Annotated in this window: 24 protein-coding genes, 8 tRNA genes and 1 rRNA gene; 2 read left to right on the top strand and 31 right to left on the bottom strand. The window is 39.0% G+C overall.

What is annotated here, in order from left to right; translation table 11 throughout:
* The 10 genes from NQ185_RS13500 to NQ185_RS13455 all read right to left on the bottom strand — a co-directional run.
* Positions 1-198 (bottom strand): 16S ribosomal RNA (locus NQ185_RS13500); the annotation flags it as partial.
* A gap of 147 nt (positions 199-345) precedes the next feature.
* Positions 346-419: transfer RNA gene (locus tag NQ185_RS13495), tRNA-Gly, on the bottom strand.
* A gap of 16 nt (positions 420-435) precedes the next feature.
* Positions 436-512, bottom strand: a tRNA-Arg gene (locus tag NQ185_RS13490).
* A 185-nt stretch (positions 513-697) separates the two neighbouring features.
* A tRNA-Leu gene (locus NQ185_RS13485) sits at positions 698-781 on the bottom strand.
* 73 nt (positions 782-854) lie between these two features.
* A tRNA-Gln gene (locus NQ185_RS13480) sits at positions 855-929 on the bottom strand.
* Positions 930-1,029: 100 nt separating this feature from the next.
* Positions 1,030-1,105 (bottom strand) — tRNA-Asp (locus NQ185_RS13475).
* 35 nt (positions 1,106-1,140) lie between these two features.
* A tRNA-Glu gene (locus NQ185_RS13470) sits at positions 1,141-1,212 on the bottom strand.
* A gap of 18 nt (positions 1,213-1,230) precedes the next feature.
* A tRNA-Ser gene (locus tag NQ185_RS13465) sits at positions 1,231-1,321 on the bottom strand.
* Positions 1,322-1,512: 191 nt separating this feature from the next.
* Positions 1,513-1,584 (bottom strand) — tRNA-Asn (locus NQ185_RS13460).
* 97 nt (positions 1,585-1,681) lie between these two features.
* Positions 1,682-2,152 (bottom strand): SprT family protein, encoded by a 471-nt coding sequence (locus NQ185_RS13455; RefSeq protein ID WP_257582432.1) that lies wholly within the window; start codon positions 2,150-2,152, stop codon positions 1,682-1,684.
* 87 nt (positions 2,153-2,239) lie between these two features.
* Here NQ185_RS13455 and cmpA point away from each other — a divergent pair, with 87 nt between their 5' ends.
* Entirely contained in the window at positions 2,240-2,356 is a 117-nt protein-coding gene (gene cmpA / locus NQ185_RS13450; RefSeq protein WP_257582431.1) for a cortex morphogenetic protein CmpA, read from the top strand.
* 41 nt (positions 2,357-2,397) lie between these two features.
* Here the strand turns inward: cmpA and NQ185_RS13445 are convergent, their stop codons facing one another.
* The 14 genes from NQ185_RS13445 to acpS form a co-directional block, all read right to left on the bottom strand.
* Positions 2,398-4,560 carry a Tex family protein gene (locus NQ185_RS13445; protein ID WP_257582442.1) on the bottom strand — a complete coding sequence of 721 codons (2,163 nt, stop codon included), beginning with the start codon at positions 4,558-4,560 and terminating at the stop codon, positions 2,398-2,400.
* Between the two features lie 80 nt (positions 4,561-4,640).
* Positions 4,641-5,237, bottom strand: a complete 597-nt coding sequence (locus tag NQ185_RS13440; RefSeq protein WP_257582430.1) for a PP2C family serine/threonine-protein phosphatase — start codon at positions 5,235-5,237, stop codon at positions 4,641-4,643.
* Positions 5,234-6,028 carry an RNA polymerase sigma factor SigB gene (gene sigB, locus NQ185_RS13435; protein WP_257582429.1) on the bottom strand — a complete coding sequence of 265 codons (795 nt, stop codon included), beginning with the start codon at positions 6,026-6,028 and terminating at the stop codon, positions 5,234-5,236. Before sigB ends, NQ185_RS13440 begins: the two co-directional genes overlap by 4 nt.
* Positions 6,006-6,479, bottom strand: a complete 474-nt coding sequence (gene rsbW / locus NQ185_RS13430; protein ID WP_257582428.1) for an anti-sigma B factor RsbW — start codon at positions 6,477-6,479, stop codon at positions 6,006-6,008. Before rsbW ends, sigB begins: the two co-directional genes overlap by 23 nt.
* Positions 6,479-6,808, bottom strand: a complete 330-nt coding sequence (locus tag NQ185_RS13425; RefSeq protein ID WP_257582427.1) for an anti-sigma factor antagonist — start codon at positions 6,806-6,808, stop codon at positions 6,479-6,481. Before NQ185_RS13425 ends, rsbW begins: the two co-directional genes overlap by 1 nt.
* Positions 6,809-6,880: 72 nt before the next feature.
* Positions 6,881-7,888 carry a PP2C family protein-serine/threonine phosphatase gene (locus NQ185_RS13420; protein WP_257582426.1) on the bottom strand — a complete coding sequence of 336 codons (1,008 nt, stop codon included), beginning with the start codon at positions 7,886-7,888 and terminating at the stop codon, positions 6,881-6,883.
* A gap of 15 nt (positions 7,889-7,903) precedes the next feature.
* The gene (locus NQ185_RS13415) at positions 7,904-8,305 is read right to left on the bottom strand and encodes an anti-sigma regulatory factor (protein ID WP_257582425.1); all 402 of its coding nucleotides are present in this window, start codon (positions 8,303-8,305) and stop codon (positions 7,904-7,906) included.
* A gap of 3 nt (positions 8,306-8,308) precedes the next feature.
* Complete coding sequence (locus tag NQ185_RS13410) at positions 8,309-8,665, bottom strand: STAS domain-containing protein (protein ID WP_213129979.1); 357 nt, start codon at positions 8,663-8,665, stop codon at positions 8,309-8,311.
* A complete protein-coding gene (rsbRA, locus tag NQ185_RS13405; RefSeq protein ID WP_257582424.1) occupies positions 8,662-9,495 on the bottom strand; it encodes an RsbT co-antagonist protein RsbRA in 834 nt (277 codons plus the stop codon). Before rsbRA ends, NQ185_RS13410 begins: the two co-directional genes overlap by 4 nt.
* A gap of 164 nt (positions 9,496-9,659) precedes the next feature.
* Positions 9,660-10,010, bottom strand: a complete 351-nt coding sequence (ndoA, locus tag NQ185_RS13400; RefSeq protein WP_213129981.1) for a type II toxin-antitoxin system endoribonuclease NdoA — start codon at positions 10,008-10,010, stop codon at positions 9,660-9,662.
* A gap of 4 nt (positions 10,011-10,014) precedes the next feature.
* Positions 10,015-10,296, bottom strand: a complete 282-nt coding sequence (locus NQ185_RS13395; RefSeq protein WP_213126417.1) for a CopG family ribbon-helix-helix protein — start codon at positions 10,294-10,296, stop codon at positions 10,015-10,017.
* 289 nt (positions 10,297-10,585) lie between these two features.
* Complete coding sequence (gene alr / locus NQ185_RS13390; RefSeq protein ID WP_257582422.1) at positions 10,586-11,719, bottom strand: alanine racemase; 1,134 nt, start codon at positions 11,717-11,719, stop codon at positions 10,586-10,588.
* A 293-nt stretch (positions 11,720-12,012) separates the two neighbouring features.
* Positions 12,013-13,029: a LolA family protein gene (locus NQ185_RS13385; protein WP_257582421.1), complete on the bottom strand. Its 1,017-nt coding sequence runs from the start codon at positions 13,027-13,029 to the stop codon at positions 12,013-12,015.
* A 223-nt stretch (positions 13,030-13,252) separates the two neighbouring features.
* Positions 13,253-13,609: a holo-ACP synthase gene (gene acpS, locus NQ185_RS13380; RefSeq protein ID WP_257582420.1), complete on the bottom strand. Its 357-nt coding sequence runs from the start codon at positions 13,607-13,609 to the stop codon at positions 13,253-13,255.
* Between the two features lie 113 nt (positions 13,610-13,722).
* On the opposite strand from acpS, the gene NQ185_RS13375 reads away from it, so the two are divergent.
* Complete coding sequence (locus NQ185_RS13375; protein WP_257582419.1) at positions 13,723-14,322, top strand: rhomboid family intramembrane serine protease; 600 nt, start codon at positions 13,723-13,725, stop codon at positions 14,320-14,322.
* Between the two features lie 86 nt (positions 14,323-14,408).
* Here the strand turns inward: NQ185_RS13375 and NQ185_RS13370 are convergent, their stop codons facing one another.
* From NQ185_RS13370 to NQ185_RS13340, 7 genes are all read right to left on the bottom strand, one after another.
* Entirely contained in the window at positions 14,409-14,912 is a 504-nt protein-coding gene (locus tag NQ185_RS13370; protein WP_257582418.1) for a hypothetical protein, read from the bottom strand.
* Between the two features lie 116 nt (positions 14,913-15,028).
* Entirely contained in the window at positions 15,029-16,501 is a 1,473-nt protein-coding gene (locus tag NQ185_RS13365) for a PH domain-containing protein (RefSeq protein ID WP_257582414.1), read from the bottom strand.
* Entirely contained in the window at positions 16,494-16,976 is a 483-nt protein-coding gene (locus tag NQ185_RS13360) for a PH domain-containing protein (protein WP_257582413.1), read from the bottom strand. Before NQ185_RS13360 ends, NQ185_RS13365 begins: the two co-directional genes overlap by 8 nt.
* Before the next feature lie 193 nt (positions 16,977-17,169).
* A complete protein-coding gene (gene cshA / locus NQ185_RS13355) occupies positions 17,170-18,630 on the bottom strand; it encodes a degradosome RNA helicase CshA (RefSeq protein ID WP_257582411.1) in 1,461 nt (486 codons plus the stop codon).
* Positions 18,631-18,855: 225 nt separating this feature from the next.
* Complete coding sequence (locus NQ185_RS13350) at positions 18,856-20,232, bottom strand: UDP-N-acetylmuramoyl-tripeptide--D-alanyl-D-alanine ligase (RefSeq protein WP_257582408.1); 1,377 nt, start codon at positions 20,230-20,232, stop codon at positions 18,856-18,858.
* Positions 20,233-20,300: 68 nt separating this feature from the next.
* A complete protein-coding gene (locus NQ185_RS13345) occupies positions 20,301-21,374 on the bottom strand; it encodes a D-alanine--D-alanine ligase (protein ID WP_257582407.1) in 1,074 nt (357 codons plus the stop codon).
* A gap of 179 nt (positions 21,375-21,553) precedes the next feature.
* The gene (locus tag NQ185_RS13340) at positions 21,554-22,336 is read right to left on the bottom strand and encodes a hypothetical protein (RefSeq protein ID WP_257582406.1); all 783 of its coding nucleotides are present in this window, start codon (positions 22,334-22,336) and stop codon (positions 21,554-21,556) included.
* Positions 22,337-22,356: the final 20 nt, after the last annotated feature.

Raw genomic sequence — 22,356 nt, 5'->3', positions numbered from 1 at the left:
CCTCATGCGAGAAAAGAAGTTATCCGGTATTAGCTCCGGTTTCCCGAAGTTATCCCAGTCTTACAGGCAGGTTGCCCACGTGTTACTCACCCGTCCGCCGCTAACTTTTGGGAGCAAGCTCCCAAAAGTCCGCTCGACTTGCATGTATTAGGCACGCCGCCAGCGTTCGTCCTGAGCCAGGATCAAACTCTCATTAAAGTAGTTTGTTAGCTCATTAGCTGGTCTTGCAAAATTATTTTTAACGCTTCGTTTCGTTCAGTTTTCAAAGATCAAATCATCTTAGTCGCTCGATAAGCAACTTTTATATTATATCAATTGCCACATGTGTTTGTCAACACTTTTTTTTGGAGCGGGTGAAGGGAATCGAACCCTCATCATCAGCTTGGAAGGCTGAGGTTTTACCACTAAACTACACCCGCATTATATAATATTAAATGGCGCGCCCGAGAGGAGTCGAACCCCTAACCTTTTGATCCGTAGTCAAACGCTCTATCCAATTGAGCTACGGGCGCATTATAAAAGTTATTTACTTTCATACATATTAAGAAAGTTACTTTCACCTTCATATTATTAAGGAAGGTTATTTTCGTTGTCGCGATATTAAGGTAGGTTATTTTGCCGGAGCAGTTTAAAGGTAAGTTATTTTTGGTTTCGCGATTTTAAAGGTAGGTTATTTTGCTAAAGCAAAAAACCTTAGTGCGGTCGAGAGGACTTGAACCTCCACGGGGTTAACCCCCACTAGGCCCTCAACCTAGCGCGTCTGCCATTCCGCCACGACCGCATTTTTCAAAAGCGCATGATCTATCATACCATCCTGACAAATGCTTGTCAACACTTTTTTTCATTTGTGATTTTGGCTGGGCTAGCTGGATTCGAACCAACGAATGACGGAGTCAAAGTCCGTTGCCTTACCGCTTGGCTATAGCCCAATCATCATTCATTTCTCGAATAAGAAAAGTAGAATCGAAGGTTATTATAATAACATGCTTTGGACTCTATGTAAAAGGAAATATCTTCTTTTCTTAAAAATGGCGGTCCCGACGGGAATCGAACCCGCGATCTCCTGCGTGACAGGCAGGCATGTTAACCGCTACACCACGGGACCTTAAATAGGAAGGATAATTAAAACAATAATATAAATGACCCCTACGGGATTCGAACCCGTGTTACCGCCGTGAAAGGGCGGTGTCTTAACCGCTTGACCAAGGGGCCAGAATAGATATGTTAGTATGGCGGAGAAGGAGGGATTTGAACCCTCGCGCCGCTTACGCGACCTATGCCCTTAGCAGGGGCACCTCTTCAGCCTCTTGAGTACTTCCCCATTTGTCCAGCTTCAAAGCCCAGCCCCTCGAGGTCACAAGTCAATTCCCTGTGGTGGTTGAAAAACTACCTCCTCGGGAATCGTCTTGTGCTTGTCGGAGGCCCGCAGGATGCGGGTCAGGACGGCGTTGCCACAGGACGTGGCGCTCTTAGCCGTTCTTCCTATAACGGGCTTTTCCGCTTTTCAACCAACTCCGCAGGTAGGATTCGAACCTACGACCGATCGGTTAACAGCCGATAGCTCTACCACTGAGCTACTGCGGATTAATGACTCTTCCGATTATAATAAGGGATGTACAAACTGTCAATAGTTCTAAAACAAAAAAATTCATTTAAATTCTATTCCTTATAAAAACGAAAACTATTCAGCTATTTTCAAAACTTCTTCTAATTTCCCACTACATTTACCACAAACATATCGTTTTGTATTAACCCTTCTTTGCCTACGATAGCCTTGACCGCAGCTTAAACATTTATAAAAATATGATTTCAACGAAGTATTTCTTTTTTTACCCTCTTTCAATGGCGAACAATGCCTTGGTGCTCCTACTTTATGCATCAGAATCTTAAAATCCTTGTCACCATGCTTATAGCCTTTTCCTTCTATATGTAAATGATAATGGCATAATTCATGTTTAATGATACCTGCCAATTCATCAAAACCATGTTGGTCGTAATAATGACGATTAATTTCAATATTATGGGAAGAAAGCATATAGCGCCCACCTGTGGTACGGAGCCGAGGGTTAAAAAATGCAATATGTTTAAAAGGTTTTTGAAAAAGCCTTACTGAAATTTCTTCAGTTAATGATTGAAGCTCTTCATTTGTCATTTTTCTCCCTCCAATATTATTCGAACGAGACAATCCATTTTACCATACAATATGGGGAAACGAATACTCAATAGGAGGGTTATTCGTATGCCTACTTGGTTCCAAAGTCAGATTCAAAAAGCGTTTCTCGAAAAAAATAGATATCAGATTAAATTACTTAATCAATGCTGGTTTTTTTACAGAAAAAACACTGCTAACCATTAAAGTAGCAGTGTTTTCTTTTGCTCAGCGCTTGCGAATTAATGTTATCTTTTTAGCATTGTGAGTGAAAGCCTTCCTTTTTTCACATCTACATTTTCAACCCATACTGTCACGATATCTCCGAGCGAAACAACGTCTAAAGGGTGTTTTACGAATCGGTTGCTCAGTTTTGAAATGTGTACAAGTCCGTCCTCTTTCACACCAACGTCAACAAACGCTCCAAAATCGACTACGTTGCGAACGGTTCCCTGCAATTCCATTCCAGGTTTTAAATCTTCCAGCTTAAGTAAATCCTTCTTTAAAAGTGGCTTTGGCAACTCGTCACGCAAATCCCGTCCTGGTTTCATTAATGCATCTACAATATCTTGAAGTGTCAAAACTCCAAGTCCTAACTCTTCCGAAATAACATTCATGTCCATTTCCTTTAAAGAATTTCCAAGTTCGTCGGTGCCAATATCATTGGTAGAAAATCCGAGCCTTTTCAGGAGTTTTTTTACGCTAGCATAGTTTTCCGGATGAATCGGCGTTAAATCCAGTGGTTCCTCACCGTCTAAAATCCTCATAAATCCGATTGCCTGTTCATACGTCTTTGCCCCGAGACGCGGAATACCGGATAATTGCTTGCGATTTTTAAATTTACCGTTCTCTTCTCTAAATTTCACAATATTATTAGCGACTGTTTTACTTAATCCAGAAACATATTGTAAAAGGGATGAAGATGCAGTGTTCACATTCACTCCAACTTGGTTTACTGCCGTTTCTACTACGAACGTTAACGATTCATTTAATTTTTTCTGGGAAACATCATGTTGATACTGTCCGACACCAACTGACTTCGGATCAATTTTCACTAATTCTGCCAATGGATCTTGCAATCTTCTGGCGATTGAAACTGCACTTCTTTCCTCAACTTGTAAAGATGGAAACTCTTCTCTAGCCAAATCAGAAGCCGAGTAAACACTTGCCCCTGCTTCATTCACAATGAGATATGCTATATCCAACTGATTCTCTTTGAGCATATCAACTGTAAACTGCTCCGTTTCCTGTGAGGCAGTTCCATTCCCAATGGCAATGATCTCGACCCCAAATTTCCGGATAACATTCAACACTTTTGCTTTTGCTTCGGCAGGCTTAGCTTTTGGTGGGTGTGGATAAATCACATCAATATAAAGCATTTTGCCGGTTTCATCGACTATAGCCAATTTACAACCCGTTCTGTAGGCAGGATCGACGCCGAGGACGACTTTTCCTTTTAACGGAGGCTGCAATAATAATTTTCTTAAGTTTTCCGAAAAAATATGAATGGCTTGGTTTTCTGCTATATCAGTTAATTCATTCCGTATCTCTCTTTCAATAGCGGGTTCAATTAATCGCTTATACCCATCCTCAATCGCTTCTTTAATTTCAGCTGCAGCAATTGAATTTTCATTTTCAAGCACCTTTTTATGTAAAAATGAAAAGATTCGTTCAGTATTCGATTGGATTGAAACACGAAGTATATCTTCCTTCTCCCCACGATTCAAGGCAAGAACACGATGGGGAACAATTCGTTTTACTGGTTCCTCGTATTCATAATAGTTTTCAAAAACCCTTTTTTCATCCTTTTCTTCGTTTTTTACAACCGAAAGAACTTTTCCATTTTGTAAGGTTTCCTTCCGAATCCATTCACGAAAAGAAGCATCATCAGAAACTTGCTCCGCGATAATATCCTGTGCACCTTTTATCGCATCCGAACTAGACAAAATCTGTTTTTCCTCTGAGATATACTTTTCAGCTTCGGCTTCGACAGTTCCGGCTACTGGAAAACTTAGCATCCACTCTGCTAATGGTTCGAGGCCTTTTTCCTTCGCTATCGTTGCCCTTGTACGGCGTTTTTGTTTGTATGGTCTATAAAGATCCTCAACTAACTGAAGTTTTTCCGCCTTCAAAATTTGAATTTTTAAATCATCCGTTAACTTCCCTTGTTCCTCGATTAATCTGATAACATCTTCTTTGCGCTGCTCTAAATTTTGCAAATAAGTCCAGCTATCCATGATCGCCTTGATTTGCACCTCGTCAAGTGCACCGGTCATTTCTTTACGGTAACGGGCAATAAATGGGACAGTGTTGCCTTCCTCAAGCAATTGGATCACAGTGTGAATTTGTTTTTTAGATAATTGAAGCTCCCTTGCTAATTTTCGAAGTAAAACATCTTCTTTATTTTCCATTTCAATCACGGTCTTCCCTCATTTCTTTCATGTCTTCCTATATATTAACATAACGGCCTACAAGCAAAAAACCCTGCTCATCAGAGCAAGGTTCCAACTATGAATGACATGTCGTCTAATGTATTAACTTGTTTTACTTTTAAATGAGCAACCAAAGCAGGTATAGATTGGCAGCTGTTAAGTAAATTCTTTGTATTCACATTGACAAATCCATCGGTATGGATCAAAAACTTGGACTTTGATTCATACGCATATTTTTGTGTCCGGTATTTTTGCGGCCTGCCTGATAAGTAGCCGGTAACAGGCATCGGATATATAAGTTTTCCTTCCGGAGGATACATATAGAATCGAATGTTGCCCACACAACTGTATTCAAACTCTTTTCGCTTGAAATCGACTTTAAAAATAGCAACCGCAGCACCACGTTTTTTGAGCAATACTTTATTACAAAAGTCCATTAGTGTGTTGACACTTTCCTCCGGATTAGACCTGACTACTGATACGACGGCCTGAGAAGCTTCGTGGGCGTATTTTCCACTTCCCAACCCATCGGCAAGTACACAAAGAACATAATCTTCGGTCAATGTTAGATAAAAGCTGTCGCCGCATAATACGTTACTTTCCTTAGCTGTTTGGAATGCGTGGACTTCTGAATATTCATTTTCAAGATGAATCATAAGGGAAAGCTCTCCGTATTTAATGATTCTGCATAAATAGCTTCCCGCAATTTTTTTATTGCTCGACGCTGCAGTCGCGAAACATGCATCTGCGAGATGTCGAGCATATCGCCTGCCTCTTTTTGGCTCATATTTTCCAGATACGTATATTGAATGATCTTTCTTTCCCGGTCCGATAATACATGGAGGACTTTATCCAGTACAAGTCTCTGATTGACTTTCTCGTATCCTTCGTCGACATTTCCGACAATGTCTAGTAAAGTAACCGTGCTTCCATCAGCATCAGCTTCAATTGAATGATCAACAGATAAGGCCTGATAGCTTTTTCCCATCTCCATCGCTTCTAAAATTTCCTCTTCAGAGACCTCTAAGTATTCCGCAATTTCATGGATTTGCGGGGAGCGCTGCAGCTTTACCGTAAGTTCTTCAACGGATGACTTTATTTTTGGACCTAATTCTTTAATACGACGCGGCACGTGAACGCTCCAAGTTTTATCTCTTAAAAAGCGTTTAATTTCACCAATGATGGTCGGGATTGCAAATGCTTCAAAGGTCTTTCCGTATGACTCGTCATATCGACGAATGGCGCCAAGCAGACCAATGATCCCTACTTGAAAAATATCTTCGTGAAAGGATTTTCCTTTTGAATATTTGCGCGCAATGGATTCAACCAAATTCTTATAGTGAAGCACTAATTGATTTTGCGCTTCCTCATCTTCGTGAAGTTGATATGCCTTAATCCATTGATTGACTTGTTTTTTTGCCTGATCAGGTTGAGATTGGTTCGACATTCCTCTCCACCTGCTCTCCTTCGAGGTATTTGGTCATAAACACCGTTACCCCTTCGTTGTGATGAATTTTCACTTCATCCATTAAACTTTCGATTAAATACAGCCCTAGACCCCCTTCACGAAGAAATTCTATTTGGCTGTTTTCGTTGTAAGGACCCATTTCATCCCGCGCTTTATTCATATCAAAGCTTTTCCCCGAATCGGCTACCATAACTTCCAATCTATCCTGATATAGTCCGAAGCCAACAACAATTTCTCCGCCCTCGTCCTTTTTATATGCATGCTGTACAGCATTCGTAATCGCCTCGCTTACAGCAATTTTCAAATCATCGATTAAATCATATGTAAACCCCATTCGGCTGGCTATTCCAGACAGAGTTAACCGAATTACGCCTACATACTCCGGCATTGCGGGTATCTTCATTTCGATGTAGTCAAAAGTTTCTCTCATTACACTCCACCCTCTACCTCGGTATTGATGTTCATCACATCGGCTAATCCAGTTATTTCAAACAACCGTTTTAAGCGATCGGACAACCCTGTTAAAATTAAATCCCCATTTCCCGACTTCAATGTTTTAAACAAACCGACAAATACACCTAGACCCGTACTATCCATATAGGAAACGTCTGTAAGATCAACAAACATTTTAACTTCGGCTTTTTCCGCGTAGGGTTGAAGAGAATTCTTCACTTTAGGAGCGGTATAAGCATCTATTTCTCCTTCGAGCTTCGCGTGCAGTTCACTCCCAGTTTCGGTTAAACTTATCGAAATATTCACAAAACATCCACCCCTTTTAATACATTTATATTGCTTAATTATTCATACCCTGATAAATAGCAATAAAACATATTATTCCGTTCTTTTTAAAATAATGAGGGTAAAATCATCTCTTAGTTCGAATTCTTGCAATCGTTCAAAATCCTTATAAATATTTGTTACCATTTCTTGTGATGGTAAATGTATGTACTTTTCGATATACCTTAGTAAATCCTCTCGCTCTATAAATCCTTCTTTTGTACGGCATTCAGTCACTCCATCAGAAAGAAGGATCACCATATCGCCTTGTAGAACATTTAGTTCATATTCCATGTACTTTGTTTTCTTATCAATCCCGAGCAGTAAACCTTTTCCGTCTAGATCTTGAAATTTCTGATTCTCTGATGAATAAAAAAGGCCTGGTTCATGCCCCGCAGATGCGTAGAGGAATTTATGATCCCACGGGTTATACACTCCGTAACACATTGTAATAAACATGCTCGGGTCGACATTCTGTTCTACCACTCTGTTGAGACTTTCAAGTATTGCACCTGGGTTATGACGGTTTTCAGGAAGACTGTCCATAGCATATTTTATCATCGACATCGATAATGCTGCCGGAATCCCTTTTCCTATTACATCAGCGATCGCAATACCTAAACATTGATTTTCATCTTTCACAAAATGATGATAATCACCGTTCATTTGCCTGGCGGGCACACTAATAGAACCTATATCAAGTCCATCAATTTTTGGAATCGATGTTCCAAGTAATGTTTGCTGCATACTAGCTGCTACTTCAATCTCACTTTTTAAAGCCATTTGCTCTGTTCGAAGGCTTTGATGCTCACGATAAGACAAGCCATATCCAATCATGACTTCCAATAAAATATCAAAGGAATCACTAAAGCTTCTTTGAGTAAGGACGTTTTCCATCATAATCGTTTTATGAAGACTAATAATTTCTTCTGGAGCAATATGATGTTCAATTAATTTCCGACTTAATTTTTGTGCTTGATAAAGACTCTGTTCATTTTGATTCATTAAGTAGTTATTCATGATGTCCTTGTATTTCGCCTGAATCGTATCCCTGAAATCCATACCAATCCACTCCCTCTACCTAAGCCACTTGACTGCAATTATTTCAGTGCCTTCATTTAGATTCGATTGAATATCAAACTCATCCATTAGGCGTTTTACACCAGGCAGTCCGGCTCCCAAGCCTCCAGACGTCGTATACCCATCTTCCATAACTCTACGAATATCGGCAATTCCAGGACCGTTGTCCTTTGCAATAATTTTCAACCCGTTTTTGCCATTTTGTTGCTCTTTAACGATACATACCTCTCCTTGACCGGCGTAGAGGAATATATTACGGGCCAATTCGCTAATCGCAGTCGTGATTCTCGCCTGGTCCACTGTCCCAAATCCAAGCTCTTTAGCCACATTTCTGCCTAATTGGCGAACTGCTACGATGTCCCATTCATTTATTATTTTTACGCAGGACTGCAGTTCCATAGGCTAGTCCCCCAATTCCTGTTCTAATTTATCCAAACCGTTTTCTAAATCGAGGGCCGTGACGACATCCTCCAAACGAATGCCTAACTCTATAAGGGTGATCGCAACAGCAGGTTGAATGCCGGTAATGACAACTTTTGCTCCCATTAGCTTAGACATATTGATTACGTCACCTAATACCTTAGCGATAAAAGAATCGATAAAATCTATTGATGTAATATCGATTACTACACCGCGGGCACTCGTTTGATGAATTTTATGCAATAGATCCTCTTGAAACTGCAAAGCTGTCTGATCATCCAATTCCCATTGGATTGATACGAGCAGGCAGTCTCGAAGCTTTAAAATTGGTATTCTCAAAGATCTCCCTCCACCGTCACCATTTTTCTATTTGTAAAACCAAGTGCCTTTTCAATACCTTTTCGCAATGTACTTGTAGTAATGATCTGATCCAAATCGATCCCTAAGTTCACAATCGTTTGGGCAATTTCAGGTCGAATTCCTACAATCATACACTTTGCTCCCACAAGTCTTACGGCATCAGCTGCTTGTATAATATGATGGGCGACCATTGTATCCACAACCGGAACCCCGGTTATATCAATGAGAACAACATCCGCCCTATGTTTCACAACCCCGGTCAGTAAATTCTCCATAATCAGCCTTGCTCTTTCCGTATCAATCGTTCCGACAAGCGGCATGATAGATATCTTTTCAAAAACAGGAATTAGAGGGGCTGACAATTCTTGCAAAGCTATTTTTTGCAGCGAAAAAGTTCTTTCCCAAGTAGCTGAATATGTTTCAATCATTTCGTCGTAAATTGGCGTTAACCACTTATCAAATCCGATAAGAAGTTCATTCGCCTGTTCATGGTTAAAGTCGTTTTCAGTTGTTATTATCTCATATAAAATTTTACTTAATGTCCGAAGACCTTTTGTTAAAAATGTTAAGGGCCAACCTATTCGGACAACATTTTCCGCAAAGTTTCCAATTTTATCGTAATATTTTTCATTTGTATCTAAAATACTTGACATGACAAGATCCATAAATTCTTTACTAGTATTATAGAATACTTGATCAGAGATAATATTAATGGCTCGCTCATCACTAATATTTTTCATTTCATTCATCCATAATTCTAGAATCTCGTCTTCTCGTTTTTTAATAAAATGAACAACTTCCTTATTCAATACCCCATCTCCTTTTTTGTCGATTGAGTTTTGTATTCAATTTTATCAATAGTTGGCGTATAAAGACAATTACTGTCACTTATGTTTTACATAATTAGGTAAAAAGTTATAGTGATTTGGAGGATTTTTGTATAAAAAAAGCGCATCTGCCAAAAACAGAGCGCTTAAAAATCTATGAGTCCAAGACTTATCTGCAAGGCCTCATCAACCTTCTCCATCATTTCTTCATCAAGATGAGTGATTTTATCTGTTAAACGTTGCTTGTCAATCGTTCTGATTTGCTCAAGCAAAAGGACTGAGTCTCTTTCAAATCCGTATTTTTTAGCATTAATTTCCACATGGGTAGGCAGCTTTGCTTTTTGAATCTGCGCTGTTATGGCAGCAACAATTACAGTGGGACTAAACCGGTTCCCAATGTCATTTTGGATAACTAGTACAGGTCGGACACCGCCTTGCTCCGATCCTACCACTGGAGATAAATCGGCGAAATACACGTCACCACGCTTAACGGCCAAGGACTTATCCCCCGCTTACGAGACGTTCAACTGTGTTTTCTGCCTCATATTCCGCCTGAATTGCTTCTGACGCAATCGCCAAATTAATTTTGGCCATTTCCATGTAGCCACGCCTCATTGACTCAACAATTTGGCGCTTTCTTCTTTCACGAAGATACATTTTTGTAGCACGATAAATAAATTCATTGCGATTTACATTTTCCATTTCTGCAAAACCGTCCATTTCAGCAATCAATTGCTGCGGCAATCGAATAATAATTTCCGTTGTTGCGCTGGATTCAGACAACGACTACACCTCCACCATCACTACAAGCCATTTCATTCATTGTTTATCATACCACCAAACACGTTCCCTGCAAAGAGTAAATTACCCTTCCTTCACCTCTAAGCACACACACTTTCCTTATTATCCTCCCAGAAAGCGATTACTAATACATACATTTCTCCATTTTCCGTAAAACTCCTGCTTTTTTTCGCTAAATTTTTAAATTGTTCAAGAATTGTTTGAGTGCCTGGCACCCGAACAATTCAGATTTGTTTCAAAGTTGTGTGAGTGCCTGGCACTCACACAACACTCACACAATTCCTTGGCGTTTGTAGACGCGCGGGACGCGGTTGGTTATGGTGCAGGTGATTTCGTAGTTGATGGTTTCGAGTTTTTTTGCGACGTCGTCGACTGAGTTGAAGTGGTTTTTTTGTTTTCCGATTAGGGTGACTTGTGTTCCGATTGGCATTTTTTTTGGAAGTTTGAGCATTGTTTGGTCCATGCAGATTTTCCCAACGATGGGAACCATTTCACCGTCTGCTATAACTTTAAATCCTCTGAGTTTACGTATCCATCCATCAGCATACCCAATCGGGATGGTCGCAATCCATTCATCTTCACTTGCGGTATAATCTGCACCATACCCAACCTTTTCCCCTGCTTGAAGTTTTTTCACATGTACAATTTTAGTGTGAAGAGAAAATACCTCTTTTCTAGTAAAAGGAAGAAGATCTTTAATTTCATCAGATGGGGTTAATCCATACATCGCTATTCCGATTCTAGCCGTATTAAAAAGGGAATCGCTATGACAAAGCGCCGCAGCACTGTTTGCAGCATGGATATAAGGAGGATGCATCTTAAGACAATTTAAAAAATACTTAAAACGGGAAAGTTGTTTATTGTAATAAGCTTCGTCAAGCTGATCCGCAGTAGCAAAATGCGTAAATATACCGTCCCAAATAAAGCGATTGGATTGGCGTAACAACACATCTATCTCGCGCAAATCGTCTTCTTTCGTTACCCCAATTCTTCCCATTCCAGTATCACATTTGATATGAACGCGCAGTGCATGCCCTAGAGGAACTACCTTTTCTGCTTCTTTAATCCAATCTATTTGAAAAACAGTAAGTGATATATTATGAACGGCCGCTACTCCCGCATCCGCTGCTCTCGTAGCTCCTAATACGAGGATAGGTGCTGTAATTCCAGCTTCTCTGATAGTTAGTGCTTCATCCAAAAATGCAACAGCCAAACCGTGCACTCCCGCAGCGAGAACCGTTTTCGCTGTCTGGATAACGCCATGGCCATAGGCGTTAGCTTTTACTGCTGCAAAAATATTCGTATTCCGAGGAAGATGTTCACGAATCTGACTAATATTTGAATATAAAGCATCTAAATCTATCTCTGCCCAAGTATCTCGATAAAAAACAGTTTTCTCTTCCATGACGTTCACTTCCCATACGATGTTCAATAATATTATTGATTATCAAACTCTCGCATGAATATGTCAATGAGAAATATTTGCTTTTAAAGCAAGGCTATTTTCTTAAGTCCAAGAAGCCGAATTTTACGCCTAATAAGCATGTTCAGCAGCCGGCAGGTCTTTTCCCATTATGATTACCGATGAATAAAATCTATAAAGATATCCATCAAATACAACAATGATTGCGGAATCAGATTAAAGCAATAAGAAAAACAGACCGATTCGGATGGAAAAGGTCTGCCCGAATGCAATTCTTATTTGATGGATCCTCCTTGTACTGATTGTGCGACCATAACCATTTCATCCGCAGATAAATCCGAGGAAAGCAGTACATAATTGATGCCATCTTCACTCCATGTAATGGAATCCTCCGTCATTGCCCCAATCGCAAATCCAAGATCAACCATTTCTCCGTTCATTTCTACCATTTCCATAGAGGTTGTTGGAATGACTTCAGCCATTTCCTGAATAAGTGTAAACGACTTCTCACCACTATATGTCAGTAATACCCTTTTACCGCTTTCGGTGTCATATGCTGTTTCTTCCTCGAATGAAATTCCCGGAATGTCAGCCATGGAATATTTAACAGTAAATTCACTGTCAGTATTGTTGGACATGACCGGAATTTCCAGTTGCGCACTCGTCATATTCTTTTTCGTATCAAAGGCACCTTTATCAAATTTCGGACTAAAATCCACACTGGAGAATTCTACCGTTACTACTGGATTCTGATTTGTATCCATCACTTTCACACTAACCGGTTCTAGCGATCCCTTTTTAAAAATAATTTCTTGAGTTGGGAGCATCTTACTATTTTGGTAACGTGTTTTTGTTGTAAATACATAATGATCCTTTGTTGCTTTAAACTTAGCCTCTTTATCCTCTTGTACATCTTTCACTAACGACTCATACAAATAGGCTTGGCTGCTGTTTTGCGGCCATTCACTTTGGAACCGATAACTTTTGTTTAAAGCCGGAGTCAAAACGTATACACCACTTTTATTACGAAGTATCATCTGACTTTGTTCTTTTTTGGCATTTTTCAAATGAACTCGATAATCACCTGGTTTATTATGCCAAACATCAATCTCGTAGGATTGCGGCTCATTCCCAACTGTTAATGTCATTTGAGCTTTCGCCTTGTATCCTTTTAAATCCACTACCTTTTTTTGCAGCCCTTTCGTTACATCTTCCTGCGACTTTGCTCCGCAAGCAGAAAGTACAGCGATGGAAGCGAGCAGCAACCAAAATAGCCGTAACCCCTTTCTCATTCCTTCAACCCCTTTTTTGTCTCATTTGACCATGAAAAGAAGAGAGAAGGCCAGGCTTGCGGGTAATTGTCCAGTACCATTGTTTCAATCCGCGAGCCGTTCCGCACAACGTGGCAATCTATCCCATAGCCAAGACCTTGTCTCTCCTAACGCACTAAAAATATATGAGACAAACCCGGACAATAGACCAGAGAATTTCATATGTAATCTTTATCGTATTTTTCTATTCTTGCTCTTCAATGACGACATAGGCGGCTGCGTACGATTTCGTATGGCTTATGGATAAATGAACCCGACCATATTCTGGCTTTGTAATCAGCGGCTTTCCTTTTTTATCAGTATCTATTTCTATATCTAAAAATGAGAGTTCGCTTCCAATCCCGGTTCCTCGAGCTTTTGAATATGCTTCTTTGGCAGCAAAACGCCCTGCTAAAAATTCTGTTTTTCTTTTTTCGTTTAAAGATTCATATACATCTAATTCTATTTTTGTTAAAATTCTTGCAGGAAAACGCGATTGCTTGATCCGCAGCTGTTCAATTCGATCTATCTCAACTAGATCCATACCTATTCCGATAATCATGTTAAAATTCCCTTCTAAAATAATAGATGACGTACTATATTATAGTTGTCCTTAACAATTCCTTCGCGTATGCTAAGATTTGAATAGTAATATCTCCTAAAGGAGCGGTCTGTATGTTTGTCAGAACTGAAAGTTTTAGGCAATTTCTTAAATTCTATCCTGTAATATCTATCATTATTGCAATTCATCTACTGATATTTCTTATTATGCACACCCCAATCTTCCCACACAACTGGATGCTAGAAATGTTGGCGGGGGTGAATATTCTCATTCAACAGGGAGAATATTGGAGACTCGTCACTCCCATTTTCGTTCATGTTGGATTTGCACATCTATTATTTAATTCTTTTTCACTCGTCCTTTTTGGACCCGCGCTTGAAAAAGCACTTGGTAAATTTATGTTTATCCTTGTCTATTTAGCAAGCGGTATAGGCGCAAACATTGCCACGCTTTACATTCAACCTCCATACTATACACATATAGGGGCAAGCGGGGCAATATTTGGATTGTTCGGGTTTTATTTAGCTATTATTATGGTAAAAAAGGATTCCATGCCTATTCAAGGAAGGCAAGTCATTCTTCCTATCGCTATCATTAGTGTTATCATGACATTTTTCCAACCAAACATTAATATTACTGGTCATATCTTTGGATTAATTAGTGGATTTCTTATCGGTAGAATCCTTGTTCATTATCGCTCCATACGTTTTTAAAAATGCTTGTGCATGATAAAAAGCCTTTGAAAGCTATATTAAGCATTCCAAAGGCTTTTCATGTTCTGCTTTACTGTAGATACTTCCTAAGTAGTACTACGCTGTTTTCTGCTATAACCTGATGATAGGATTCCTTTTGACTTTTCCCAATAATATGGGAGATGTGAGGTGTTCTCATTAAAAATTTCAATCAAATCCGCGAAACCACTCATCTCCTGCATATCAAATGCAATACCTTCTCCTGTTTTGACCATAAAGTAGCTCGTTGTTGAGCTAGCTCCATCATCATCACTGCCAGAATCTTTTTCATAATATTGAGTACTAATAACCTCTTCCCAGTTATAATCTTGTACCGTAACTCCCTTTCTCTTATTTATAACTTTCACAGTAAACCCGTGGTCATGACAACTAATTGTAGTATCATTAGCAAAGTTACGCATTAGGAAAAAGAGTAATACCGCCAAGACAAACAGAAGAGCACCATATAAAATACTAAAAAAAATCATAACGCCAATACCAATAATACCTAAAACTGCACCAAAAAAAATAGAACCTTTGGATGCTGTGTTTACTGAAAATTCTCTGTTCATAAACCCCCTCCTCCCCATTTTTAAACTGGAATATGGAAATTATATTCACTGTTTAAATAATATGATGGGAAGAAAAAGGAGATGCTTGCCTGGAAAACTATTTATTTCTATTGCTTTTAGGCTGGTCTGTACCAGTCATAAATTTTTTTTAAATCTTCTCCGTTCAAATGTTTCACACGGAAATTAGCAACTCCCCCACTCATCACGGCCGTTTCTATCGTTGCAAGGTCCGCCCCTTTTTGAAACCAATTTACGGACAGATCCAAAGACTGCATTCGATTTTTTCTCATGTATGTCGTTAGTTGATCAATACCTCTGTATCTTAGGGCAAGTTGTTTATCGGTAAGATTCCATCCTGCTGATTTAAACTGAAGATGGCCTAAGATCCATGCACCACCGACTAATAGAATAGCAAACAGACTATATGGCCAAAACCAAATGGATAATATAGCAGTCAAGATTGCAGCAGCAAACATTTTAATAAGAAAGAAACGTCTTTTGGCTCGCTTTGGCGCACCTATAAAATCGATGTCAAACATATAGTCTGATAACGTTTCTTGAAGTATTTGCCCAATTTGCTTTTTCTTGACTACTGGTATAAGAAGACCTTCCGTATTTTCATCCAAAATAGAGCCCCCTGCATACTCGACAGATACACTGGCATAGCCAAACGGCTGTCTTAGCATGCTTTCTTTTACTGTTACAGCTTGAACTCTTTTAATCGGAATGGTCGTTGTTCTTTTTTCCAATAATCCCCTTGTAATGACGAGGTCTTCTCCGACTTTTTCCAGCGTAAAATCATTGTATTTTAAATAAGCCATTAGAACAGAAACAAGCCAAGCAAGGAATAAACCAATCACAACGAGAATAGCAATGATTGTAAACCCGGCTTTTGCCACAAGCTCCATTTCTTTAAAAATCTTATCAAAAGGAATCAATTCATCAAACTGGCTTCCAAATCCTAGAACAGCGAATACGACTACGCCAATTCGACCAGAGGTAGATGCAAAAAATAATAATTGTTTAGGAGATATTTTATATAAAATAGATTGCTTTGTACTCGCCTCAACATTTTCGATTATTTCTTTTGAATTTTTTTCTCTGTCCTTTGATTCCGTTATGATGCTTCTCAGTGCCAATGCATCTACTTTTTTGATTGCACTCATTTCGGCTTCTGATTTTTCATTATTTCCACCGGCGGTTTCTACTTTAACCTTTACAAGGCCAAAAGGACGATGGAGGATGCCCTCGGAAAAATCTAGACTTTGAATTCGATCGAATGGGATATAGCGTTTCTTTTTCACAAATAATCCATGTTCAATTCGAAGCTCCATATCTTCCACTCTATAAGTATAGCGGTACCATTTAATAATTCCCGAGGCAACCATTAATAAAAATATTAATATAAGAATGAAATACGGAACGAAATTAATCCATGGACCAAATCCTTCAATTTGAATTTCGTTTTTCATATCATCACGAACAATGAAAACAACGAAGTAGAATACAATAGGAATAATTGTTTCTTTCACATTTTTTAATACCGAAAAGATGATTGTTATAGGGTGAAGACGATTTGGATTAGACATCATCTTCAGCCACCCTTGCTAATTTTGAAATGGCATGTCTTAATTCTTCCGCTTCTTCTAAATCAACCGCTGGTATTTCATGTCTTGTCGCTGCTGTTGAAATTTCAATAGTTGCTAAATTATATTTTCGCAATATCGGCCCTTGTACAGTATCAACATGTTGAACTCTAACCATTGGGACAAGTGTACGAGTAATAACAAAGACCCCATGTTGAAGTTCTATTTCTTGCTCCCGCACTTCATATCTCCAACGTTTCCAACGTATCGCAGGCACAATAACAATGCTCATAATCGTTATGAATAAAACTAATAAGCCTGTTGCAATGGCAATCCATATTGGCCATTCAAAAAAATAAACTAATATCCCTACACCAATAGCTGCAATCCATAATAGCAACGAATATATAAATCCGGTTATTCTCCATACTTTTAACCCTAGCACTGAGATTTGTTTTGCAGGTTGTTGTATGTTCATTTGAAGACCCCCAGTCCCTTCTATTTACGTTTTACAAAATAAAGGGTTTCAATTTCTTTCTACAAATTTAAAAGCAACCGGCATTTCACGTTAGCACCGATTGCTTTTGGGATAATCATAAGATATATGGACTTACGATTTGAATGATCGCTTACGCCTTTTTAGCGTGTTCTATTTGGAAGTCAGGTGTATTTTATGGCCTTCTTCCACTTGGTCTTCGCTGTGGTTTGCGATTTCCTTTATATGGTTGCTGCCCTGACTTTCCACGTCTATTACGGTTACCGCCGCCACCTTGACCATGGCCTCCACCTTTAAAATTATCGCGTTTTTGTGGAAGTGGACGTTCTTCAGTAATATGAACCGGCGTTTTATCAGGTTCTTTCGTTAATATTTTTAATGCAGCCGCAATAATTGCTACGGCATCATCGTGTTCTGTAAGCAACTCATTAGCAGTTGCTTTGTATTCATCTAAGCTTCCTTCCTTGATTGCCTCTTCAAGTTTCTCCATTGTAATGCGCTGCTGGCCTTCAAGAGCTTCATCCCAAGTTGGCGGACGCATTGGCTGCATACGTTTCCTCGTTGTTTGTTCTACAATTCGAAGATATCCCATTTCACGAGGGCTTACAAACGTAATGGCCATTCCTTCTTTTCCTGCACGACCGGTTCTTCCGATTCTGTGTACATAGCTTTCAGGATCTTGTGGAATATCGTAGTTGTAAACATGAGTGACTCCGGAAATATCCAGTCCTCTGGCAGCTACATCCGTTGCTACGAGTACGTCGACTCTGCCTTCTTTAAACTTCTTTAATACGGATAAGCGTTTTGCTTGGCTAAGGTCGCCGTGAATGCCTTCAGCCGTATATCCTCTTACAGTTAAAGCATTTGAAAGCTCATCAACTCTACGTTTCGTTCTACCGAAAACGATAGCAAGCTCAGGTGATTGTGTATCAATCAATCTTGCCAGCACATCAAACTTTTCTTTTTCAGGAACTTTTACAAAAAATTGTTCAATTAAAGGTACGGTCATTTCCTTAGCTTGAACACGAACTGTTTCCGGGGATTTCATGAAACGTTCGGCAATTCTTCGTATAGGATCTGGCATTGTCGCTGAAAAAAGGAGTGTTTGTCTTTCTTCTGGAACAGTTTCCAAAATAGCTTCAATATCTTCAATGAATCCCATATTAAGCATTTCATCCGCTTCATCAAGGATAAGCGTATGAACATTACCTAATATTAATGTACGTCGATTAATATGATCCAAAATTCGTCCTGGAGTACCGACGATAATGTGAGGCCCTTTTTTCAGTGCTCTAATTTGGCGTTGGATATCAGATCCACCATATACCGCCAAAACTTTTGCACGGGCATCCATGCCGATCTTATATAATTCTTCAGAAACTTGGATGGCAAGCTCCCGCGTTGGCGCAATGATAATTCCTTGTACATGTGGGGATTTCACATCAAGCTTTTCAATTAACGGAATTCCAAAAGCTGCTGTTTTCCCTGTACCTGTTTGAGCTTGGCCAATTAAATCTTTACCTTCCATACTTAATGGAATGGTTTTTGCTTGTATTGGTGTTGCTTCTTCAAAGCCCATTCTATTCACTGCTTTTAAAAGAGCAGGGCTTAAATTTAAATCTGCAAACTTCGTCAATGCTACTCAATCTCCTTTGAATACTTCAAATTGAGACTTTTGTCTCTCCCGTACTATCCCGGGTTATCTGCTAAAAAATAATTTTTCTTTAAAGAACTGCCGTGAAAGTTGTAAACGATGTTGATAATTCTATCATTAAACGTTATTGAATACAATTATAGTCTTAATGAGTGAACTATCTTTTTTATTTTCTTCCACTCAGTCATTCTTTATCCGGACAAAATATTAAACGAGCATGGAATTGACCGTTTCTTCCAGCTTTACACCTCTTGAGGCTTTAAAGAGGATGAGTTCATTACCTTCGATTTTTTCGATTAAGGTGTCAATAAGCTCCCCTTTATCCTCAAATTCATAAACTCTGTTCTCTGGAAAACGTATTTTTGCACCAGCTGCTATATATTTCCCTAGTGGACCATACGTAAACACATACTTGATTTTATTTGGATCCAAATTTTCCCCAATTTGCTTATGGAACTCCTCTTCCTTTTCGCCAAGTTCCAACATATCACCTAATACAACAACTTTTTCACGATTCTCAGCCAGATTTTCAACCATCGAAATGACAGCCCTCATGGCTGTAGGGCTCGCATTATACGCATCGTTTAAAATACGGGTTCCTTTTATACCATCATGCCATTCCATTCTCATATTTGACAATTTTACTGATTTCAAACCTTCTTGAATAGAATTCGTCGGAATCAAAAACTCTTTTGCAGCAAGAATGGCCGCCAATGCATTCATTATATTATGCGTCCCAGCAATTGGAAGGAAGAATGGTTCATCGGAAAGTCCGGGAACGATGAATGAACTTCCATTCTCTTCTATATTTATTTCCTCAGGATATATATCATTTTCACGCGTTTCACCAAATGTACACGTATGGAATTGTTTAAGGCTGCTTATTTTTTTAATCAATAATGGTTCATTGCCGGGATAAATCAATAAGCCGTTTTTCGGTAGACCTTCAATAATTTCAAGTTTTGCATTGGCAATCGCCTCACGAGAACCCAAATCCTGCAAGTGAGCTTCTCCAATATTTGTAATAATCGCGGCGTCAGGCTGGGCAATCTTTGTTAATAATGAAATTTCTCCTTTGCCACTCATCCCCATCTCAAGAATGGCGACTTCAGTTGTTTCATCCATAGCTAGGATCGTTAAAGGCAGGCCAATATGATTATTAAAATTCCCGTCTGTTTTATGCACCTTAAAGTCGTGAGAAAATACAGCGGCGACAATGTCCTTTGTTGTCGTCTTCCCATTACTTCCAGTGATTCCGATTACTTTTGCAGAAGTTTGTTTGCGATAGGAATGTGCAAGATCTTGCAAGGAGCGAAGCGTATCTTCAACGATTAAAACAGGCATATTAACAGGCGGATTTGGCACATCCTTTTGCCAAAGCACGGCACTGGCACCTTTGGCAAATGCAGCATCTACATATTTATGCCCATCATTCGCTTCTCCTTTTAACGGAACAAATAAAGTGCCAGGCATAATCTGCCTAGTATCAAATGAGACTCCCTTTATTCCAATTTCTTGAAATGGCGTTACATCGTTTTCCACTTTTATCATCGTTGCCAACTGCCCTATTGTACGCTTTATCATCATAAATCCCCCTAACGTTTACAGCTGTCCCAATATATCGCAGTTGGGACAGCTTTTTTAAAGTTTCTTTAGATCGTGTAAGTAATAGATTGTTTTTCTTCGTGTCGCTCCAACGCAAGTTGAACTAAGCGTTCAATTAATTCCGGGTATTCGACTCCTGTATGCTTCCATAAAAGTGGGAACATGCTGAATGGGGTGAAACCAGGCATTGTATTTACTTCATTTATAATGATGCGTCCTTCTTTCGTTACAAAGAAATCAGCTCTAGCAAGTCCTGAACAATCGAGTGCTTTAAAAGCCTTGACGGCCATTTTTGTTATTTCTTTATATTGCTCCTCAGGGACATCAGCAGGGATGATTAATGCCGTATCTCCGTCGGAGTATTTAGCTTCATAATCATAAAATCCTTTATTCGGAACAATTTCTCCGGAGACTGAGCATTCGGGAAAATCATTTCCGAGAACGCCAACCTCTATTTCCCTGGCTGTAACCCCTTCTTCAATGATAATTTTCCGATCATATTTAAATGCATTTACAAATGCTTCAGCCAACTCATTACGATTTTCACATTTACTTATTCCAACACTGGATCCGAGGTTTGCAGGTTTTACAAAACAAGGGTAGCCAATTTCAGTCTCTACTTGATCATAAGATCTGTCTCTATCCACATCCCAAGCACTGCGAATATAGGACACATACTTCACTTGATCAAGTCCCGCTTGCCCGAATAAATTTTTCATGATTACTTTGTCCATGCCTGCTGATGAAGCAAGGACACCATTCCCAACATAAGGAATATTTAATAATTCCAGCATCCCTTGCACCGTTCCATCTTCACCATTCGGACCATGTAAAAGTGGAAAAACAACATCATAGCTTCCCTTTTGTTCAGGTGAAATCCTTGTACTTAATGCATTCGGTCCAACTACTTCTCCCGCATTTCGGAATTCTAACTCTTTTACATTGTCAACAGGACCACTTAATTCAGGTCCCTTTATCCAATTACCTTCATTTGATATAAAAATAGGATGAATAGCAAATTTATTCGTATCCAAAGCTTTAATAACAGCCTTGGCTGTTTGTAAAGAAACCTCATGTTCTGCCGATTTTCCACCATATAATAAACATATATTCGTTTTCATAATAATCCTCCATGAAGTGCAGATGTTATTTATTTTACCATGAAGATGGGGCATAACTAAATGAATTCTTCTGTTTTTCTTTTTATAGTATATGGGCGAAAACAACAATGGTGCTCTAGTAAACAGATAAAAAACGTGGATTCACTAATCAGTGAGCCCACGCTTTGCAGTTTTTTAGTTTACGAAGATGAATATGCCGCAAATGCTTGCCATTCACCCGTTTTACGATCAAAAACAAGTTTTCCATCAGCTTTTCTTTCACCAAGCATTTCATATTCCTCATACATGGCATCCATATCATAAAAATCTCCAATAACCCATACTGGGATCTCTATCATGAACCTATTGCGAACAGCCTTTTCAATAGAAATCACGATTCCCTCTTTCATAAAATCAGAGAAAGGATGAAGGATTTCCTTAGGTATAGGCGGAATACTTTTCTTTTTCACTCTAAAAAAGAGAGGCTTTTCTTTTTGGTTATTGATTTTACCTACTATTACAGAACCTAGCATTAAAAAAAAGGAATCCCAATCCTTGTAGTATGTTTTATTATACCAACCATCATCTCCGGCAAGATAAGCAAAGCTGTTTTTGAGCTTCCCATAAAAAGGAAGCTTCAAATGTTCCTTACGATGTCCTAAATAAAGGATTTCTGCTATTTCCTGCCCACTTAGCAGATTTAAATGTTCCTCATCATTAAAATCCAGCCAGCAAAAGTCACCAAACCCGTGTACATCATCTTCGAGTAATTTTTCAATCAACTCGTGATCTACATATTCTAACATTGTATGCATGTTAAAATGACTATCCTTTACTTTATGGCGAATTAATAATGCATTTGGGATTTGATTAGGAATCCCGGATATGAATTCAACAAATTCAATTCCATATGAAAGAACAAAATGATCTTTATTGTTCATATGTACATAGATCAATTCTCGATCTGATACATGTTTTTTCAAGAAAAGCCCTCCATTGCTAA

Source organism: Lederbergia panacisoli, assembly GCF_024626525.1.
In the GTDB taxonomy this organism is placed as follows: domain Bacteria; phylum Bacillota; class Bacilli; order Bacillales; family Bacillaceae_C; genus Lederbergia; species Lederbergia panacisoli.
Note: the sequence above shows the minus strand (reverse complement) of the source record. Positions and strands in the feature narration are given on the sequence as shown.

Bases quoted from the DNA above. Each gene is read 5' to 3' on its own strand.
- NQ185_RS13415 (WP_257582425.1), bottom strand. From the start codon at position 8,305: ATGGAACTGCAGTCCTGCGTAAAAATAATAAATGAATGGGACATCGTA.
- NQ185_RS13385 (WP_257582421.1), bottom strand. From the start codon at position 13,029: ATGAGAAAGGGGTTACGGCTATTTTGGTTGCTGCTCGCTTCCATCGCT.
- NQ185_RS13370 (WP_257582418.1), bottom strand. From the start codon at position 14,912: ATGAACAGAGAATTTTCAGTAAACACAGCATCCAAAGGTTCTATTTTT.
- rsbW (WP_257582428.1), bottom strand. From the start codon at position 6,479: ATGAGAGAAACTTTTGACTACATCGAAATGAAGATACCCGCAATGCCG.
- NQ185_RS13350 (WP_257582408.1), bottom strand. From the start codon at position 20,232: ATGATAAAGCGTACAATAGGGCAGTTGGCAACGATGATAAAAGTGGAA.
- alr (WP_257582422.1), bottom strand. From the start codon at position 11,719: ATGGAAGAGAAAACTGTTTTTTATCGAGATACTTGGGCAGAGATAGAT.
- NQ185_RS13455 (WP_257582432.1), bottom strand. From the start codon at position 2,152: ATGACAAATGAAGAGCTTCAATCATTAACTGAAGAAATTTCAGTAAGG.
- NQ185_RS13345 (WP_257582407.1), bottom strand. From the start codon at position 21,374: ATGAAAACGAATATATGTTTATTATATGGTGGAAAATCGGCAGAACAT.
- NQ185_RS13365 (WP_257582414.1), bottom strand. From the start codon at position 16,501: ATGTCTAATCCAAATCGTCTTCACCCTATAACAATCATCTTTTCGGTA.
- NQ185_RS13440 (WP_257582430.1), bottom strand. From the start codon at position 5,237: ATGATTCATCTTGAAAATGAATATTCAGAAGTCCACGCATTCCAAACA.
- NQ185_RS13420 (WP_257582426.1), bottom strand. From the start codon at position 7,888: ATGGATTTCAGGGATACGATTCAGGCGAAATACAAGGACATCATGAAT.
- NQ185_RS13375 (WP_257582419.1), top strand. From the start codon at position 13,723: ATGTTTGTCAGAACTGAAAGTTTTAGGCAATTTCTTAAATTCTATCCT.
- acpS (WP_257582420.1), bottom strand. From the start codon at position 13,609: ATGATTATCGGAATAGGTATGGATCTAGTTGAGATAGATCGAATTGAA.
- NQ185_RS13445 (WP_257582442.1), bottom strand. From the start codon at position 4,560: ATGGAAAATAAAGAAGATGTTTTACTTCGAAAATTAGCAAGGGAGCTT.
- cmpA (WP_257582431.1), top strand. From the start codon at position 2,240: ATGCCTACTTGGTTCCAAAGTCAGATTCAAAAAGCGTTTCTCGAAAAA.
- sigB (WP_257582429.1), bottom strand. From the start codon at position 6,028: ATGTCGAACCAATCTCAACCTGATCAGGCAAAAAAACAAGTCAATCAA.
- NQ185_RS13360 (WP_257582413.1), bottom strand. From the start codon at position 16,976: ATGAACATACAACAACCTGCAAAACAAATCTCAGTGCTAGGGTTAAAA.